Raw genomic sequence first — 17,356 nt, 5'->3', positions numbered from 1 at the left:
ATGGGGTCAGGCGTGGTCGCCGGGGCGTGCCCGCAACTCGGCCTCGCGCGAGCGGTAGCCATCGGCGACGGCGGATGCGAAGGCCTTCGCCGCCGATCCGGCCCGGACCACGGGGCGCTGGGCAGCCTGCGACCGGTCGACCCGTCGCGCGAGGACGAACCCCACCACGAGACCGACGGCGACGAAGAACAGCTGCTTCACGTCCGGCTCCCTCCCACACCCGCAGGCGTGCCCTGCCCAGCTTAGTGCGGTCCGCCGGAACGCCGGAGGGCGGGCCGTCCGCTGTGGACGACCCGCCCTCGGCGGTGGTGCTGTGGATCAGCGGGCGGCGTAGTACTCGACGACCAGCTGGACCTCGCAGGTCACGGGGACCTCGGCGCGCTTCGGGCGACGCACGAGGCGGGCCTGGAGCTTGTCGATCTCGACCTCGAGGTACCCGGGCACCTTCGGGAGGACGTCCAGGTGACCACCGGCGGCGGCGACCTGGAACGGCTCGAGCGACTCGGAGCGCTGCTTGACGTGGATCAGCTGCCCCGGCTTGACGCGGAACGAGGGACGGTCGACGAGCTTGCCGTCGACCAGGATGTGGCGGTGCACGACGAGCTGGCGTGCCTGCGCGGTGGTCCGGGCGAAGCCGGCGCGGAGGACGAGCGCGTCGAGACGCTCCTCGAGGAGCTCGACGAGGCTCTCACCCGTCAGGCCCTTCGACTTGCGGGCCTCTTCGAAGACGATGCGGAGCTGCTTCTCGCGGATGCCGTACTGGGCACGCAGACGCTGCTTCTCACGGAGGCGGACGGCGTAGTCGCTGTCGGCCTTGCGGCGGGTGCGACCGTGCTCACCCGGCCCGTAGGGGCGCTTCTCGAGGTAACGGGCCGCCTTCGGCGTCAGCGGGATGCCGAGCGCGCGCGACAGGCGGGTCTTGCTGCGGGAACGTGACTTGGTAGACACAGGGTCCTTTTCTGTACTGAACGAACGGATCACGGTGGCCCCGCCGTGCGCACACGACGATCACCTGCGGAGCTCCGCTGACGCGGATCGGACCGCCCGTGACGGGATCCAGAGGGATGAGCCTGTGGGATCGGACGGCTACAGTCCGAACCGCGGTCACTGCGGTCCTCGACGCAGCCGCACGCGAGGACCCGGACGTGGGCACGAACAGCATAGCAGGGCGGCCGCGGCCGTCGGAAGCAGCGAGGCCGTCCGTGTCAGGATCCGCGGATGATGCGCCGCAGTCGGTCGAGTCGCGGTCCGACCTCGCGCTCGTTCCCGTTCGTCGTGGGGCTGTAGTACTCGGTGCCCTCGAGGACGTCGGGGAGGTACTGCTGTCGCGCAACCCCGTGCTCGGCGTCGTGCGCGTAGACGTACCCCTTGCCGTGGCCGAGCCGCTTCGCACCGGGGTAGTGCGCGTCGCGCAGGTGGGTGGGGACGACTCCCATCCGGCCCGCCCGGACATCGGCGATCGCCGCGTCGATGCCGGTGTACGCGGCGTTCGACTTGGGTGCGGTGGCGAGGTAGACCACCGCCTCGGCGAGGGGGATGCGGCCCTCGGGCATCCCGATCAGCTGCACGGCCTGGGCTGCGGCGACCGCGATCGGGAGCGCCTGGGGATCGGCCATCCCGATGTCCTCGGACGCCGAGATGATCACCCGGCGCGCGATGAACCGCGGGTCCTCGCCCGCCTCGATCATGCGGGCCAGGTAGTGCAACGCGGCATCGACGTCGCTGCCACGGATCGACTTGATGAACGCGCTGATGACGTCGTAGTGCTCGTCCCCCTGCCGGTCGTACCGCAGGAGCGCGCGGTCCACCGCGGCCGCGATCGTCTCGGCCGTGACGACGGGCACGGTCTCGTGGTCGTCCGACGCCGCGATCGCCGACTGCGCGGCCGCCTCGAGGGCGGTCAGGGCACGGCGGGCGTCCCCCGAGGCGAGTCGGACGAGCGCCGCACGGGCCTCGTCACCGAGGACGACGGTCCCGGCCAGTCCACGAGGATCCTCCACGGCGCGGTCGACCAGGGTCCCGAGGTCCGCGTCGGACAGCGGGCGCAGTGTCAGGAGCAACGACCGGGAGAGCAGGGGCGCGATGACCGAGAACGAGGGGTTCTCGGTCGTCGCGGCGATGAGGACGACCCAGCCGTTCTCGACCCCCGGCAGCAGGGCGTCCTGCTGGGCCTTGCTGAACCGGTGGATCTCGTCGAGGAACAGGACGGTGGTCGAGCCGTAGAGATCGCGGTGGGCGAGGGCGCGCTCCATCACCTCACGCACGTCCTTGACGCCTGCGGTGACGGCGCTCAATTCGACGAAGGCCCGACCGGAAGAACGGGCGATGGCCTGCGCGATGGTGGTCTTGCCGGTGCCCGGTGGACCCCAGAGGATGACCGAGACGCCACCGGGACGGTCGTCCGCTCCGGACGCCAGGGACACGAGTGGTGATCCGCGCCCGAGCAGGTGCCCCTGCCCGGCGACCTCGTCGAGGCTCGTCGGCCGCATGCGCACGGCGAGCGGCGCCGCGCCCTGACCGACGCCCGGCGCGCTCTGCACGCCCGTCACCGACCGGTCCGCTGCCATGTCCCCCATGGTAAGCGGCGGCACCGACACGATGCGCGGGACCGGGAGGACGCCACCACCGCTGGCCGCGGCGATCGGTCATCGGGTCGTCCACTACGATCCTCCCTGGCACCGGGGCGGCCGGGACGCGGGACCAGGGCGGAGGACACGTGGCACCGAGGAACCAGGGCAGGGATGCCAGGGAGGCGCGCGACCGCCTCCGTCTGTACCAGGCGCGCCAGGGCCTCCACGACCGGCGACGCCGGAGGCGGCGGCGGGACGACCTCGTCGCACTCGTGGCACTCGTCGTCGTCGCGGCACTCGCCACGGGCTCACAGCTCGTGCACGACGGGCGGGCGACGGCCTCCGCATCAGCATCGGCATCGGCGTCGGCGTCGGCGTCGGCGTCCGCCACGAGCACGCCGACCCCGTCCGCCAGCGCCACCGCGGCGGACACCGGGAACGTGCCGAGCGCGTCCATCGCGAAGGCCTCGACCTGGACCGGCAGGCTCACGCTCAACAAGACGGTCACGTTGGACATCGAACTCGACGGGAAGGCGGCACCCCAGTCGACGAGCGTCCTGGTCGACCTCATCCGCAAGCAGTTCTACGACGGCACGTCCTGCCACCGGCTCAGCGTCACGAAGGGGGCACAGTTCATCCAGTGCGGCTCCGCCAACGGCGACGGCACCGGGGACGCCGGGTTCGAGTACGGACCGCTCGAGAACGTCCCCGCGGACGGCGACTACCCGACCGGCACGATCGCCATGGCCAGGAGCAGCTCGCAGTACTCCCAGAACACGCAGTTCTTCATCACCTACGGCGACACGCACCTCGACGGCTCGACCGGCGGCTACACGGTCGTCGGCAAGGTGACCGCGGGGCTCCCCCGTCTCCGGAAGACGATCACGTCGAAGGGGATCGGCACCGCTGGCAGCGACGGTACCGGTGCACCGAACGTCCCCACGACCATCACGGGCGCGACCATCGCCATCGAGCGGTGACCCACGGCCTCCTCGGCGGAACGGTTGGTCCGGTGTCGGAGGTGCCGCCGCCACCGGCCGCCCACGCCCCTGGCAAGTGACCCGTCGCCATCACAGCCCGTGCAATAGGCTGGCGTCCTGACCGGCCGACGGTGACGTCGGCGAGCACGACCACGATCGAGGCGAGACCTGTGGGACCTGACGAAGCAACGAGCTGGGGGCGAGTCGACGAGACCGGGACGGTGTACGTCCGGTACGGCGACGGCGAGCGTGCGGTCGGTGAGTACCCCGACGCCGCCCCGGAGGAAGCCCTCGCCTACTACGCCCGGAAGTACGCCGACCTCGAGGGTCAGGTGCGGATCGCCGAGCAGCGCGCGCAGCGCGGCGCTTCGGCGTCGGACATCGGCCGGACGGTCGAGCACCTCCGCACGGCGCTCGCCGACGCTCGGGTGGTCGGCGACATCCAGGCCCTCGAGCGGCGCGTGGACGTCCTCGGCGAGCAGGTCGGCTCCCTCGGTCGCGAGCAGGCCGAACAGGCCGAGCAGGCCCTGACCGACGCGCTGGCGTACCGACGGGGCCTCGTCGAGGAAGCCGAGGCACTGGCGGCGGTGGATCCGGCACGGGCGCAGTGGAAGCAGATCACCACGCAGCTCGACGACGTCTTCGCCCGGTGGCAGCGGCACCAGCACGATGGTCCACGGATCCCGAAGAACGAGGGCAACGAGCTGTGGAAGCGGTTCCGCACCGCCCGTTCCACCGTCGACCAGCACCGCCGTGCCTTCTACGCCGACCTCGACGCGCAGCACCGCGAGGCACGGTCCCGCAAGCAGGAGCTCGTCGACCAGGCCGAGGCGCTCGCGACCCGCGGCTCGGACGGCATCCCCGCGTACCGCCAACTGCTCGAGGACTGGAAGCACGCCGGCCGCGCGGGCAAGCGGTACGACGACGCACTGTGGAGCCGGTTCAAGGCGGCGGGTGACGTCCTCTTCGCGCAGAAGCACGACGAGGTCGCCCGCGAGTCCGAGGAGTACACGGCGAACCTCGACGCGAAGCTCGCGCTGCTGACCGAGGCCGAGCCCCTGCTGCAGGAGACCGACCGGGTCGCGGCACGCCGACGCCTGACCGACGTCCAGCGCCGGTGGGACGAGATCGGTCGCGTGCCGCGCGACCGCGTCCGCAGTGTCGAGGACCGCATGCGTGCGATCGAGTCGCACGTCCGCGGGCTCGAGGACGAGCACTGGCGCGAGTCGGACCCCGAGCGCAAGGCCCGGTCCGCCGGGCTCGCGAGCCAGCTCGAGGACGCCATCGGCAAGCTCCAGGCCGAGCTGAACGACGCTGAGGCCTCGGGCGACACCGCTCGGATCAAGGCCGCGCAGGAGGCCCTGGACGCCAGGAGGATCTGGCTGGACGCACTGGGATCGTGACGTCGTCGGCGACCCGCTCGTCGGACGTGCCCGGGTCGCGCCGCCGGCCGCCGGCCGCTGGTCGACCCAGCAGCTAGTCGACGCCGAGGATCACCCGGATCTCGCGGTCGTCCTGCCGCATCTGCGCCGCGAGCGCGTCCATGCCGTCGAACGCGACCATGCCGCGCACGTAGGCGACGAACATCACCGTGATGACGTCGTCGTACAGGTCGATGTCGACGTCGAGCAGGTGCGCTTCGATCTGCTTCTCGGGGACGCCCTCGAACGTCGGGTTGTTCCCGACGGAGACCGCGGCCGGGTAGGTCCGGCCCCGATGCAGCACCCGCGCGGCGTACACGCCGTCCGCGGGCACGAACCCCTCGCAGTCGGGATCGAGGTTGGCGGTCGGGTAGCCCATCTCGCGCCCGCGCTCGTTGCCGTGCACGACCGTGCTCCGCACGGCGTGGTCGCGGCCGAGCAGCCGCGCGGCCTCCGCGACGCGACCGACGGACAGCAGCTCGCGGATCCAGGTCGACGAGACGCGCCGTTCCCCCGCGGACCGGCCGTCGTCGACGAGGTCCACGTCATCGATCAACCGGACGGAGAACCCGTGCTGCTCGCCGAGGCGCCGGAGCAGGTCGACGTCGCCGGCACCGCGGGCGCCGAACCGGAAGTCGCTCCCGACGAGCACGACCCGTGCGTGGAGGGCACCCACGAGGACGCGCGCGACGAACTCGGCGGCGGGCAGCGACTGCAGGGACTGGTCGAACGGCAGCAAGAGGGTCGCGTCCACCCCGGCCGCCTCGAGCAGCTCGCGCCGCTGCCGGATGCTCGTGAGCGCCGGTGGCACGTGCCCGGGATCGAGCACCGACAGCGGGTGACGGTCGAAGGTCACGACGGTGGACACGAGGTCGTGTTCACGCGCGGCGTCCTCGAGCTGCGCGATGACGGCGCGGTGCCCGACGTGGACGCCGTCGAACTTGCCGATCGTGACCGCGCTCGGACCGAAGCCCGCCGGGACCTCGGCGAGGTCGGCGAAGTACTGCATCGTCACTCCCCCGAGGTCGCGGCGTCGGCACGACCGGCCGCGGCCCGCTCCGCGTCCGGCTCGGGCGCGACGCGCGACGACGGCGGGTCCGCCGCGATGGCCTGCACAGCGGCACGGTGGTGGGTCCGCAACCACCACAGCCCGGCGACCGGCAGGACGAGGGGCACCCAGTAGTACCCGGCTCCGAAGCCCGACCACACGGTGTCGTCGGGGAACAGGGCGTGGTCGAACAGCGACAGGAACCCGATGACGACGACCCCGACCATCTCGAACCCGATCGTCACCCAAGCGACGCGGTACCAGGTGCGGCCCGGGGCGATGAGCGCGACCATCGCGACGATGTAGACCACGGCGGACAGGGCACTCAACGTGTAGGCGAACGGCGCGTGGTGGAACTTCTCGATGATCTGCACGACGCTGCGTCCGGTCGCTGCGAGGGCGAGGATGCCGTAGACGGCGATGAGGACGCGACCGATGCCGGTCGCGCGAGAGGACTTGGTCGGCATCGCCCCGATTCTAGCGGCCGGGAGGCGCGGCTCGGTCTGGCGCCGACCGGTCACGCCTGGGCGAACCAGATCTGGGACATCCGGTAGACCATGACCGCGACGGTGAACGCTCCCGCTCCGAGCACCACGGTGCTCCACCGGGTGCGGTCGATGAGGGCCCAGACGATCGCCGCAGGTGGGACGAGCAGCACTGACACCGCGTACACCCCGAACTCGAGCGCGTTGCCCCTCGGCGGGTTGCCCACCGCGGGTTGCACGATCGCGACGACACCCTGGGCGATGAGCAGGAGCTCGATGAGCACGAGCGCGCCGACGGTCGGGTCGTTCGGCTTCCAACCGATCAGGCCGACCACGACGCAGAACAGGCCGGTGAGGGCCGCGAAGCCGACCTGGACCCAGGTGAACCAGTCGATCATGCGTCCGCTCCTGTCGGGAAGTTCGTGATGACCCGCAGCGCGCCACGTCGGACGGACACGAGTCCGACGAGGCGGTCGTCCGCCGCGGCGACGGCCGCGACCGGACCGTCGGTGTCGGCCAGGTCGGTCGGCACCCGTTTGCCGTCGCTGAGGTCCCGCGCCGCTGCGGAGTCGAGCACGACCTCCCGGAACAGGACGCGGGCGACGTCCGCCGGACGGCGCAACCGGGCCCGGACGTCGACGTCGTCGTCCTCGAGCACGACGGCGTCGGCGACGGCGAACGGTCCGATCCGGGTCCTGCGCAGTGCGGTGAGGTGGCCGCCGGTCCCGAGGGCCACTGCGACGTCACGGGCGAGGGCGCGGACGTAGGTGCCGGAGGAACACTGGACGTCGACGTCGAGGTCGACGACCGGGGTCTCCACGCCCTCCACGGCCACGACCAGGTCACGCCGGGCCAGGACGTCGAAGCGCGCCACCGTCACACGTCGCGGTTCCAGCTCGACGGTCTCGCCCGCGCGCACCCGGGCGTACGCCCGTCGGCCGTCGACCTTGATGGCGCTGACCGTGCTCGGCACCTGCGCGATGGTCCCCCGCTGCGCGCCCACGGCCTCCTCGAGCCGGACGTCGTCGAGCGCGTCCGGGAGCAGTCCGGGGGACGCGACCACGGCACCGTCGGCGTCGTCGGAGTCGGTCGCGACACCGAGGCGGATCGTCGCGGTGTACCGCTTGTCGAGGCCGACCAGGTGCGTCAGCAGACGTGTCGACGGCCCGACACCGAGGACGAGCAGACCCGTCGCCATCGGGTCGAGGGTCCCGGCGTGCCCGATCTTGCGGATGCCGAAGCGTCGGCGCGCGATCGAGACCGACCGGTGGCTGGAGATGCCGCCCGGCTTGTCGACGAGGAGGATCCCGTTGGGGGCCGGTTCGAGCACCGGGAAAGGGTAGCAGCGCCGGCGCTCAGCCGGCGTCGCACAGGTCGCCTCCGGCTAGCACGCGTCCGCCCAGTTCCGCCGCGGGTGCTCGGGGTCCGTCACGTCGAGGACGGCCGACGCAGCACCCTTCGGGTCGTCCTGACGGACGTACGTGGCGAACGGGTCGTCGGCGCGCGGCTCGGACCGATCGTCGCGCTCGACCCACAGGGACCAGCGCCAGAGGGACCGCACGGAGCGCGACAGCAGACGCTTCCCCGTGACGACGAGGATCCCGGGGTCGGTGCCGATCGTCCGGAAGGGATCGACGACCTCGGCTCGGAGGCCATCGGCATCCGTCGAGGACGCCGCGGCGTGCATGGCCTTGACCCCCTGCTGCTCGAGTGCCGCGACGAGGCCCGCTGCGACGCGTTCCAGGTCGACGTCCGGCCCGCCGTCGACGGCGATCACCGTCCGAGCGGCGCCCGCGTTGTGCGCGACCTCCGTCGCGATCGCCTGCATGGTGTCGGTCTCCTGCGGTGCCCATCGTGCCATCGCTCCACCGTAGGCTCTCCTGGTGGTCCCCGTTCCGCGCCCCGAGCAGCCCTCGGACGTCTCCCCAGACGTCGTCGCCCGGGAGGCCCGACCCGGCCCCGACATCGCGACCCCGCTCATCGCCTGGTTCCGCCAGCACGGCCGCGACCTCCCGTGGCGACGACCCGGGTTCCCCGCCTGGGGCACGATGGTGAGCGAGATCATGCTCCAGCAGACACAGGTCGCACGGGTCGTCCCACGGCTCGAGGCGTGGCTCGCGCGCTGGCCGACGCCGGCCGCCCTCGCCGCCGACCCGCCGTCCGAGGCGGTCCGTGCCTGGGACCGGCTGGGCTACCCGCGACGCGCGCTCGCGCTGCACGCCGCGGCGACCGCCATCGTCGACCGACACGGGGGCGTCGTCCCATCGGACGTCGACGCCCTCCTCGCGCTCCCCGGCATCGGCGACTACACGGCACGGGCGATCGCGGTGTTCGCCTTCGGGCTGCGCCACCCGGTCGTCGACGTCAACGTCCGCCGGGTCCTCGCCCGGGCGTTGCTCGGGCAGGCCGAGCCGGGGCCGGCGAACGCTCGACGTGACCTGCCGCTGATGGCTGCGGTGCTGCCTTCCGACCTCGAGGACGCGGCTGCGACGAACGCGGCGGTCATGGAGCTCGGCGCGCTCGTGTGCGTCGCGAAGCGGCCCGCATGCGACGTGTGCCCGATCTCCGATCGATGCCGTTGGCGCGCGCAGGGGCACCCCGCGCACGACGGCCCGCGGGCGCCCCGGCAGTCGCGGTTCGCCGGGAGCGACCGACAGGTCCGCGGGCTGATCATGGCCGAACTCCGGGCCAGCGACGTCCCGGTGACCCTGGACGAGATCGCGATGGTGTGGCCCGACGCCGAGCAGCGCGACCGCGCGCTCCGATCGCTGGTGCGGGACGGGCTCGCCGTCGGGTCCGACGCCGTCGGCTACTCGCTGCCCGGGTCCGCCTGACGGGTGACGACGTCGGCCGAGTCCTCGTCGTCGCCCTCGTCGTCGTGTCGGTACGGGTCGGCGTCGCCCGCGTAGGACGCGGCGGACGCCTGTGCCCGTGCCGCGGCGTCGCGGTCACGCGCCTCGGCGAGCAACGCGTCGATGTGCGCAGCGTTCTCCGGCACGGCGTCGGCGATGAACTCGAGGGTCGGGGTCAGCCGAGCCGTGATGTTCTTGCCGACCTCGCTGCGGAGCATGCCGGTCGCGGACTTCAGCGCCGCCGCGGTGTCCTGCCGCTCCTCGTCCGAGCCGTACACGGTGTAGAAGACGGACGCGTGCTGCAGGTCGCCGGTCACCTGGACGTCCGTGATCGTGACGAATCCGAGACGCGGATCACGGATGCCCTTGTCCAGCCGCCTGGCGACGATCTCCTGGATGCGGTCCGCCATCTTGCGGGCGCGCTGTGGGTCGGCCATGGGGTCCTCCTGGTGGTGTGGGAACGAAGGCGGGGCCCCGCCGGGACGCGGTGTGCGTCCCGGCGCGGCCCCGCCGGACGAGCGGACTCAGCCGCGCGGCTTCTCGACCATCTCGATGGTCTCGATCTCGTCGCCGATCTGGATGTCGTTGTACTTGCCGAGACCGACGCCCGCCTCGAAGTCCGTCCGGACCTCGGTGACGTCGTCCTTGAACCGGCGCAGCGACTCGATGGCGAGACCGTCGGCGAGCACGACGCCGTCACGGATGACGCGCGCCTTGGCGTTGCGCGTGATCGTGCCGGACCGGACCACCACACCGGCGATGTTGCCGAACTTCGACGAACGGAACACCTCGCGGATCTCCGCCACACCCGACTGGACCTCTTCGAACTCGGGCTTGAGCATGCCCCGCAGGGACTGCTCGATGTCCTCGAGTGCCGAGTAGATGACCGAGTAGAAGCGGATGTCCACACCCTCGCGAGCGGCACGTTCCCGTGCCTTCGTGTCGGGGCGGACGTTGAACCCGATGATGATCGCGTTGTCGACCGTCGCGAGGTTGACGTCCGACTCCGTGACCGCACCGACACCGCGGTGGATGATCCGGAGCTGGACGCTCTCGTCGACCTCGATCTTGAGCAGCGACTCCTCGAGCGCCTCGACGGCACCGGAGACGTCACCCTTGATGATGAGGTTGAGCGCGTCGACCTTGCCCTCTTCGAGTGCACGGGTGAAGTCCTCGAGCGAGATGCGCTTGCGGGCCTTGGCCAGCTGGGCGTTGCGCTCGACGGCCTCACGCTTCTCGGCGATCTGGCGGGCCGTGCGGTCCTCCTCCGTCACCAGGAAGGTGTCACCGGCACGCGGCACGCTCGACAGACCCTGCACCTGCACGGGACGACTCGGCGTCGCGGCCTCGACCGCGTTGCCGTTCTCGTCCATCATCGCGCGGACGCGGCCGTACGCCGTGCCGGCCACGATCGCGTCGCCGACGTGCAGCGTCCCGGACTGGATGAGCACGGTCGCGACCGCACCGCGTCCCTTGTCGAGACGCGCCTCGATGGCGACACCGCGGGCGTCCTTGTCGGGGTTGGCACGGAGATCGAGTCCCGCGTCGGCCGTGAGCAGCACGGCCTCGAGCAGGGCGTCGATGTTCGTGTTGTTCCGCGCGGACACGTCGACGAACATGACGTCGCCGCCGTACTCCTCGGCCACGAGCCCGTACTCGGTGAGCTGCTGGCGGACCTTGGCGGGGTTCGCGCCTTCCTTGTCGATCTTGTTCACCGCGACCACGATCGGCACGTTCGCCGCCTGGGCGTGGTTCAGGGCCTCGACCGTCTGCGGCATGATGCCGTCGTCGGCCGCGACCACGAGGATCGCGATGTCCGTCACCTGGGCACCACGGGCACGCATGGCGGTGAACGCCTCGTGACCCGGCGTGTCGATGAACGTGATCGGGCGCTCGATGCCCTCGTGCTCGGTGATGACCTGGTACGCACCGATGTGCTGCGTGATGCCGCCGGCCTCACCCGCGACGACGTTCGCGTTCCGGATCGCGTCGAGCAGGCGGGTCTTGCCGTGGTCGACGTGACCCATGACCGTGACGACCGGCGGACGAGCGACGAGGACCGAGTCGTCCTCGTCGTCGAGCTCGGCGTCGAGGTCGATGTCGAAGCCCTCCAGGAGCTCCTTGTCCTCGTCCTCCGGGGAGACGATCTGGATCTTGTAACCGAGCTCCTCGCCGAGGACCTCGAAGGTCGCCTCGTCCAGCGACTCGGTCGCGGTCGCCATCTCACCGAGGTGGAACAGCACCGTCACGAGGTTGCCGGGGCTCGCGTCGATCTTGTCCGCGAAGTCCGAGATGCTCGCACCACGACGCAGCCGGACGACCGTGTTGCCGTCGCCGCGCGGGACCTGCACGCCGCCGATCGACGGCGCCTGCCGCATCTCGTACTCGGCGCGCTTCGTCCGCTTCGACTTGCGAGCGCGGCTCTTGCCGCCACCACGACCGAACGCACCAGCGGTGCCACCACCCGGACCACGGCCACGACCGCCACCGCCGGCCGGACGCGCGGGTCCGAAACCGGGGCGCTGGAATCCGCCACCGGCACCGGCTCCGGCACCACCGGGACGCTGGAAGCCACCGCCCTGGCCACCACGGCCGGGCCCACCCGGACGCTGGCCGAACCCGTTCGGACGCGCACCCTGACCAGGCCCACCCGGACGCGGAGCACCGGGGCGGGGAGCACCCGGACGCGGCGGCTGCGGACGCGGGATGCCACCCGTACCGCCACCCGGACGCGGCATGCCCTGGTTCTGCGAGAACGGGTTGTTGCCGGGGCGGGGCGGGCGCGAGCCCATGCCCTGACTCGACGAGTAAGGGTTGTTGCCCGGGCGCGCGCCGCCCGGCTTCGGGCCGGGGCGTGCGGCGCCCGGCTTCGGCGCCGTCGACGATGCGGCACCGTCGACCTTGTCGGCCTGGTTCTTCTGCGCCTGGGCCTTCTGAGCGGCCTCGGCCTGCGCCTGCCGCTCGGCCACCGACATGGGGGCGGCCGGACGCGGCGCGTCGTTCACCGAGGGCTGCTCCGCTGCGACGGGCGCGGCGGGCGCGGGTGCCGGTGCGGCGGGGCGCGGTGCCTGCGGGCGCGGCGCGGCCTTCGGTGCCGCCGGCTTGGTCGCCGACGACGACGTCGCGCCAGATGCCTCGAGCGCCGCGCGGAGCTTGCGGGCGACGGGCGGCTCGATGCTTGAGCTCGGGCCCTTGACGAACTCGCCGAGCTCCTTGAGCTTCTCGAGCGCGGTCTTGCTGTCGACACCGAGCTCGCTGGCGATCTCGTGTACGCGTGGTTTTGCCACTGTTCTCCTTCTCGGGTCCCACCCGAGAAGGGTGGGACTCACTGAGTGATGGGTCTCATTTCGAGCCGCTCATCAGTTGTCCATAAGCCGTTCAGCCTGTTCTGTCGTGTCGAGGTCCCGTGCCGGGTCCTGGCCCGACCGGAGTCGTTCCAGGTACTCGCGGACCGCCGACGTGTCCGGTTCACGATCCAGCCGCAGCGCGCGTCGGAAGGCCCGACGCGAGACGGCCAGCTCGTACGCATCGACCGTCGGGGTGATCCACGCGCCCCGGCCTGGCATGACTGCCTTCGGATCCACCACGACGCGGTCGCCACGGGCGACGACTCGGAGGAGGGAGGATCGGGGTGCACGGCGACGACTGCCGATGCACGTTCTGACGGGTTCCACTCTACTCCCTGCCTCGGACGGACGCGATCCCGGCACGCCAACGAGGCGGTGCGGTCAGCGAACGACCGCGCGCGCTCCGCATCCGGCGCTCAGTCGCCCTCGAGGATGGAGTCCGGCTGGATGTCGATCCGGGCACCGGTCAGCTTCGCCGCGAGGCGGGCGTTCTGCCCCTCTTTCCCGATGGCGAGCGAGAGCTGGTAATCCGGGACGAGGGCGCGGACCGCCTTGGTGGACTTGTCGATCACGAACGAACTCGTGACCTTCGCCGGGGAGAGGGCGTTGCCCACGAAGGTCGCGAGGTCCGGCGAGTAATCGACGATGTCGATCTTCTCGGCCCCGAGCTCGTTCGTGACCGCACGGACGCGCTGGCCGAGCTCCCCGATGCAGGCACCCTTGGCGTTGACGCCGGGCTCGTTCGCCTTGACCGCGATCTTCGTGCGGTGACCTGCCTCGCGCGCCATGGACACGATCTCGACCACGCCCGACGCGATCTCGGGGACCTCGAGCGCGAAGAGCTTGCGGACGAGACCCGGATGCGTCCGGGACACGGTGATCTGGGGGCCCTTGTGTCCCTTGCCGACACTCGTCACGTACACGCGGAGCCGCTGACCGTGCGGGTAGGTCTCGCCAGGGACCTGCTCCTCGGGCGGGAGGATGGCCTCGATCGTGCCGAGGTCGACGTGCACCATGCGTGGGTTCGGCCCCTGCTGCACGACGCCGGCGACGATGTCACCCTCTTTGCCACGGAACTCGCCGAGGACCTTGTCGTCGCCGATGTCCCGGAGCCGCTGGTTGATGACCTGCTTGGCCGCGAACGCCGCGATGCGACCGAAGTCGTTCGTCTCGTCGACGGACTCACCGACGACGGTGCCGTCGTCGTCACGCTCGGGGACGTAGACACGCACCTGGCCCGACTTGCGGTCGAGCTCCACCCGCGCCTGCGGGTCGGCCGGCTCACCGTTCTCGGCTGCGTGCTTCTGGTACGCGGTGAGGATGGCCTGCTCGATGATGGTGACGAGTTCGTCGAACGGGATCTCCCGCTCCCGTTCCATGAGCCGCAGCACCGCGAGATCGATCTGCATCGAGGGCCTCCAGTATTCAGATGATGGGAACCCCGCGCTCGGACACCGCGCGGAAGGCGGCGTCCAGGATAGCGCACGTCGACCGACCGCCGGCGCCGCACTTCCTGTCCGACGACCGGGAGGCACGACGCAGGCCCGTCGATCCGGACCGGATCGAGTGGACGGCGCGATCAGATCGCGCGCACGGCGGCGAGCACCTCGGCGACCGGGACCTCGCGACGCTCCCCCGCCGCACGGTCCCACAGCTCCACCACGCCGTCGCCCGCGTTCCGGCCCGCGACGACGACCACCGGGACACCGATGAGCTCGGCGTCACCGAACTTGACACCCGGCGACACCTTCGGCCGGTCGTCGTACAGGACGTCCATCCCGGCGCGCTCGAGCTCGGCGATGATGCCCGACGCGACGTCGTAGGCCACCTGGTCCTTGCCGGTGGCCACGACGTGGACGTCGAAGGGCGCGACGTCCTTCGGCCAGACGAGCCCACGGTCGTCGTTGTGGGCCTCGGCGAGGATCGCCATGATGCGCGTGATGCCGATCCCGTAGGAGCCCATCGTCACCGTGGCGAGCTTGCCCCGCTCGTCCTGCACCTTGAGACCGAGCGCCTCGGCGTACTTGCGCCCGAGCTGGAACACGTGCCCGATCTCCATGCCGCGCGCCGTCTCGAGCGGACCCGAGCCGTCGGGAGCGGGGTCCCCCGGTCGCACGTCCGCGACCTCGACGACGCCGTCGGCCACGAAGTCGCGCCCGGCGACGAGCCCCGAGACGTGACGCCCGGCGGTGTTCGCGCCCGTGATCCACGTGGTGCCGTCGACGACCCGCGGATCGAGGAAGTACCGGAGTCCGGTCTCGCTGTCAGCGCCGAGGAACTGCCGCACCGAGCCCTCGGTCCCGTGCCCGGCAGCGGCCTCCTCGATGAACGACGCGGCCGTCGGACCGATGTACCCCTTGACGAGCGACCGGTGCTTCGCGAAGTCCGCGTCCGTTGCGGGCTCGACCTCGGCCGGGGCGAAGGCGACCTCCGCACGCTTCAACTCGACCTCGCGGTCGCCGGGGAGCCCGACGACGACGATCTCGCGCGTGCCGTCGAGGTGGGTGAGCGCGAGCACCACGTTCTTCAGCGTGTCCGATGCGCTCCAGCCGCTTCCGTCGCGCGGCGCCACCGCGTTCGCGTGCTCCACGAGGCTCGCGATCGTCGGCGTCTCGGCCACGGGCAGGAGGACGGGTGCCGGGAGTCCGGTCGTGGGCGACGCCTCGGGCACCGGGGTCGTGTACGCCTCGATGTTCGCCGCGTACCCGCCGGCACTCCGCACGAACGTGTCCTCGCCGACGGCGATCGGGTGCAGGAACTCCTCGCTCCGGCTCCCACCCATCGCGCCGGCGTCGGCCTGCACGATCACGTACTCCAGGCCGAGGCGCGTGAAGATCCGCTCGTAGGCGTCGCGCATGACCTGGTAGCTGGCGTCGAGCCCGGCGTCGTCGATGTCGAACGAGTAGGCGTCCTTCATCGTGAACTCGCGCCCGCGGAGCAGACCGGCACGAGGCCGGGCCTCGTCGCGGTACTTGTCCTGGATCTGGAACAGCGTGACCGGCAGGTCCTTGTACGACGAGTACAGGTCCTTGACGATGAGCGCGAACATCTCCTCGTGCGTGGGCGCCAGCAGGTAGTCCGCACCCTTGCGATCCTGGAGGCGGAAGATCCCGTCCCCGTACTCGGTCCAGCGGTTCGTCGCCTCGTACGGCTCGCGCGGGAGCAGTGCCGGGAAGTGGACCTCTTGTGCGCCTGCGGCGGTCATCTCCTGGCGCACGATGGCCTCGATCCGGCCCTTGACCCGCAGCCCGAGCGGCAGCCAGGCGAAGATGCCGGGCGCCTGCCGACGGATGTAGCCCGCGCGGACGAGCAGCTTGTGGCTCCTCACCTCGGCGTCCGAGGGATCGTCGCGGAGCGTGCGGAGGAAGAGGTGCGAGAGCCGTGTGACCACGCGGAAAGCCTACCGGCCGCGCAGGACGCCCGAGCGGCCCGCAGCAGGACCACCCGCGCGCCGTCCGGTCCGACGCATCTACGCGGTGACGACCTCGGGGCTGCCGACCTCTCCGGCGGGCATCTCGGCCGCGAGGCGGTTCGCCTCGGCGATCAGGGTCTCGACGATCTCGGCCTCGGGCACGGTCTTGATGACCTCGCCCTTGACGAAGATCTGGCCCTTCCCGTTGCCCGACGCCACGCCGAGATCGGCCTCGCGCGCCTCACCCGGTCCGTTGACGACGCAGCCCATGACCGCGACGCGGAGCGGGACCGTCATGCCCTGCAGGCCCTCGGTGACGTCGTTCGCCAGCGTGTAGACGTCGACCTGTGCCCGGCCGCAACTCGGGCACGAGACGATCTCGAGCTTGCGCTCGCGCAGGTTGAGCGACTGCAGGATCTGCAGGCCGACCTTGACCTCTTGCGCGGGCGGTGCGGACAGCGACACGCGGATGGTGTCGCCGATGCCTTCACCGAGGAGGATGCCGAAGGCGGTCGCGCTCTTGATCGTGCCCTGGAACTCCGGTCCGGCCTCGGTGACGCCGAGGTGGAGCGGCCAGTCCCCCCGCTGCGCGAGCAGTCGGTATGCCTGGACCATGACGACCGGGTCGTTGTGCTTGACGGAGATCTTGAAGTCGTGGAAGTCGTGCTCCTCGAACAGCGAGGCCTCCCACACCGCCGACTCGACGAGGGCCTCCGGCGTGGCCTTGCCGTACTTCTGCAGGATGCTGGGCTCGAGCGACCCGGCGTTCACACCGATGCGCAGCGAGACGCCGGCGTCCTTGGCTGCCTTGGCGATCGCACCGACCTGGTCGTCGAACTTGCGGATGTTGCCCGGGTTGACCCGGACGGCCGCGCAGCCCGCGTCGATCGCCTGGAACACGTACTTCGGCTGGAAGTGGATGTCCGCGATCACCGGGATCTGGGACTTCTTCGCGATGATCGGCAGTGCGTCGGCGTCGTCCTGGCTCGGGACCGCCACGCGCACGATGTCGCAGCCGGACGCGGTGAGTTCCGCGATCTGCTGCAGGGTGGCGTTGATGTTCGTGGTCGGCGTCGTGGTCATCGACTGCACACTCACGGGTGCGTCGCCGCCGACGAGGACCTTGCCCACCTTGATCTGGCGCGACTTGCGGCGCGGAGCGAGGGTGACGGGGGCCTTGGGCATACCGAGATTGACTGCTGGCACGGTCGGCAGCCTACGCGTTCCCGGTGACAGCCCGG

Annotated in this window: 17 protein-coding genes; 3 read left to right on the top strand and 14 right to left on the bottom strand. The window is 71.2% G+C overall.

From position 1 onward, the window contains the following. Positions 1-6 precede the first annotated feature (6 nt). The 3 genes from DEI92_RS08970 to DEI92_RS08960 all read right to left on the bottom strand — a co-directional run bounded on the left by DEI92_RS08970 (position 7) and on the right by DEI92_RS08960 (position 2,567). Positions 7-201 (bottom strand): hypothetical protein, encoded by a 195-nt coding sequence (locus DEI92_RS08970; RefSeq protein ID WP_111009162.1) that lies wholly within the window; start codon positions 199-201, stop codon positions 7-9. A 117-nt stretch (positions 202-318) separates the two neighbouring features. Continuing rightward, on the bottom strand, positions 319-948 hold the full coding sequence (gene rpsD, locus DEI92_RS08965) for a 30S ribosomal protein S4 (protein ID WP_111009163.1): 630 nt from the start codon (positions 946-948) through the stop codon (positions 319-321). Positions 949-1,205: 257 nt separating this feature from the next. Beyond that, a complete protein-coding gene (locus tag DEI92_RS08960; RefSeq protein ID WP_111009363.1) occupies positions 1,206-2,567 on the bottom strand; it encodes a replication-associated recombination protein A in 1,362 nt (453 codons plus the stop codon). 149 nt (positions 2,568-2,716) lie between these two features. On the opposite strand from DEI92_RS08960, the gene DEI92_RS08955 reads away from it, so the two are divergent. Continuing rightward, positions 2,717-3,550: a peptidylprolyl isomerase gene (locus DEI92_RS08955; RefSeq protein WP_111013247.1), complete on the top strand. Its 834-nt coding sequence runs from the start codon at positions 2,717-2,719 to the stop codon at positions 3,548-3,550. 170 nt (positions 3,551-3,720) lie between these two features. Then, complete coding sequence (locus DEI92_RS08950; protein WP_181434787.1) at positions 3,721-4,953, top strand: DUF349 domain-containing protein; 1,233 nt, start codon at positions 3,721-3,723, stop codon at positions 4,951-4,953. 73 nt (positions 4,954-5,026) lie between these two features. On the opposite strand, the gene DEI92_RS08945 is transcribed toward DEI92_RS08950, so the two are convergent. The 5 genes from DEI92_RS08945 to DEI92_RS08925 are packed head-to-tail and all read right to left on the bottom strand — an operon-like array spanning position 5,027 to position 8,365. Next, complete coding sequence (locus tag DEI92_RS08945) at positions 5,027-5,980, bottom strand: bifunctional riboflavin kinase/FAD synthetase (RefSeq protein WP_111009364.1); 954 nt, start codon at positions 5,978-5,980, stop codon at positions 5,027-5,029. Between the two features lie 2 nt (positions 5,981-5,982). Then, a complete protein-coding gene (locus tag DEI92_RS08940) occupies positions 5,983-6,486 on the bottom strand; it encodes a hypothetical protein (protein WP_111009166.1) in 504 nt (167 codons plus the stop codon). A gap of 50 nt (positions 6,487-6,536) precedes the next feature. Further along, positions 6,537-6,902, bottom strand: coding sequence for a hypothetical protein (locus DEI92_RS08935; RefSeq protein WP_111009167.1), 366 nt, complete (start codon positions 6,900-6,902; stop codon positions 6,537-6,539). Beyond that, positions 6,899-7,834, bottom strand: a complete 936-nt coding sequence (gene truB, locus DEI92_RS08930) for a tRNA pseudouridine(55) synthase TruB (RefSeq protein WP_111013245.1) — start codon at positions 7,832-7,834, stop codon at positions 6,899-6,901. The genes DEI92_RS08935 and truB overlap by 4 nt, the downstream gene beginning before the upstream one ends. 54 nt (positions 7,835-7,888) lie before the next feature. Beyond that, positions 7,889-8,365: a hypothetical protein gene (locus DEI92_RS08925; protein ID WP_111013244.1), complete on the bottom strand. Its 477-nt coding sequence runs from the start codon at positions 8,363-8,365 to the stop codon at positions 7,889-7,891. A gap of 103 nt (positions 8,366-8,468) precedes the next feature. On the opposite strand from DEI92_RS08925, the gene DEI92_RS08920 reads away from it, so the two are divergent. Next, positions 8,469-9,338, top strand: a complete 870-nt coding sequence (locus tag DEI92_RS08920) for an A/G-specific adenine glycosylase (RefSeq protein ID WP_111013384.1) — start codon at positions 8,469-8,471, stop codon at positions 9,336-9,338. On the opposite strand, the gene rbfA is transcribed toward DEI92_RS08920, so the two are convergent. The 6 genes from rbfA to ispG form a co-directional block, all read right to left on the bottom strand. Beyond that, the gene (gene rbfA, locus DEI92_RS08915; protein ID WP_111013243.1) at positions 9,314-9,793 is read right to left on the bottom strand and encodes a 30S ribosome-binding factor RbfA; all 480 of its coding nucleotides are present in this window, start codon (positions 9,791-9,793) and stop codon (positions 9,314-9,316) included. The two genes, DEI92_RS08920 and rbfA, sit on opposite strands and share 25 nt — an antisense overlap. Positions 9,794-9,880: 87 nt before the next feature. Beyond that, positions 9,881-12,643: a translation initiation factor IF-2 gene (gene infB, locus DEI92_RS08910; protein WP_111013242.1), complete on the bottom strand. Its 2,763-nt coding sequence runs from the start codon at positions 12,641-12,643 to the stop codon at positions 9,881-9,883. A 72-nt stretch (positions 12,644-12,715) separates the two neighbouring features. Beyond that, positions 12,716-13,030, bottom strand: coding sequence for a YlxR family protein (locus DEI92_RS08905; protein WP_111013241.1), 315 nt, complete (start codon positions 13,028-13,030; stop codon positions 12,716-12,718). 89 nt (positions 13,031-13,119) lie between these two features. Then, a complete protein-coding gene (gene nusA / locus DEI92_RS08900) occupies positions 13,120-14,112 on the bottom strand; it encodes a transcription termination factor NusA (RefSeq protein ID WP_111013240.1) in 993 nt (330 codons plus the stop codon). 170 nt (positions 14,113-14,282) lie between these two features. Next, positions 14,283-16,094: a proline--tRNA ligase gene (locus tag DEI92_RS08895; RefSeq protein ID WP_111009175.1), complete on the bottom strand. Its 1,812-nt coding sequence runs from the start codon at positions 16,092-16,094 to the stop codon at positions 14,283-14,285. A 78-nt stretch (positions 16,095-16,172) separates the two neighbouring features. After that, complete coding sequence (gene ispG / locus DEI92_RS08890) at positions 16,173-17,321, bottom strand: flavodoxin-dependent (E)-4-hydroxy-3-methylbut-2-enyl-diphosphate synthase (RefSeq protein ID WP_181434785.1); 1,149 nt, start codon at positions 17,319-17,321, stop codon at positions 16,173-16,175. Positions 17,322-17,356 lie beyond the last annotated feature (35 nt).

This window comes from Curtobacterium sp. MCBD17_034, from assembly GCF_003234515.1.
GTDB lineage: Bacteria > Actinomycetota > Actinomycetes > Actinomycetales > Microbacteriaceae > Curtobacterium.
Note: the sequence above shows the minus strand (reverse complement) of the source record. Positions and strands in the feature narration are given on the sequence as shown.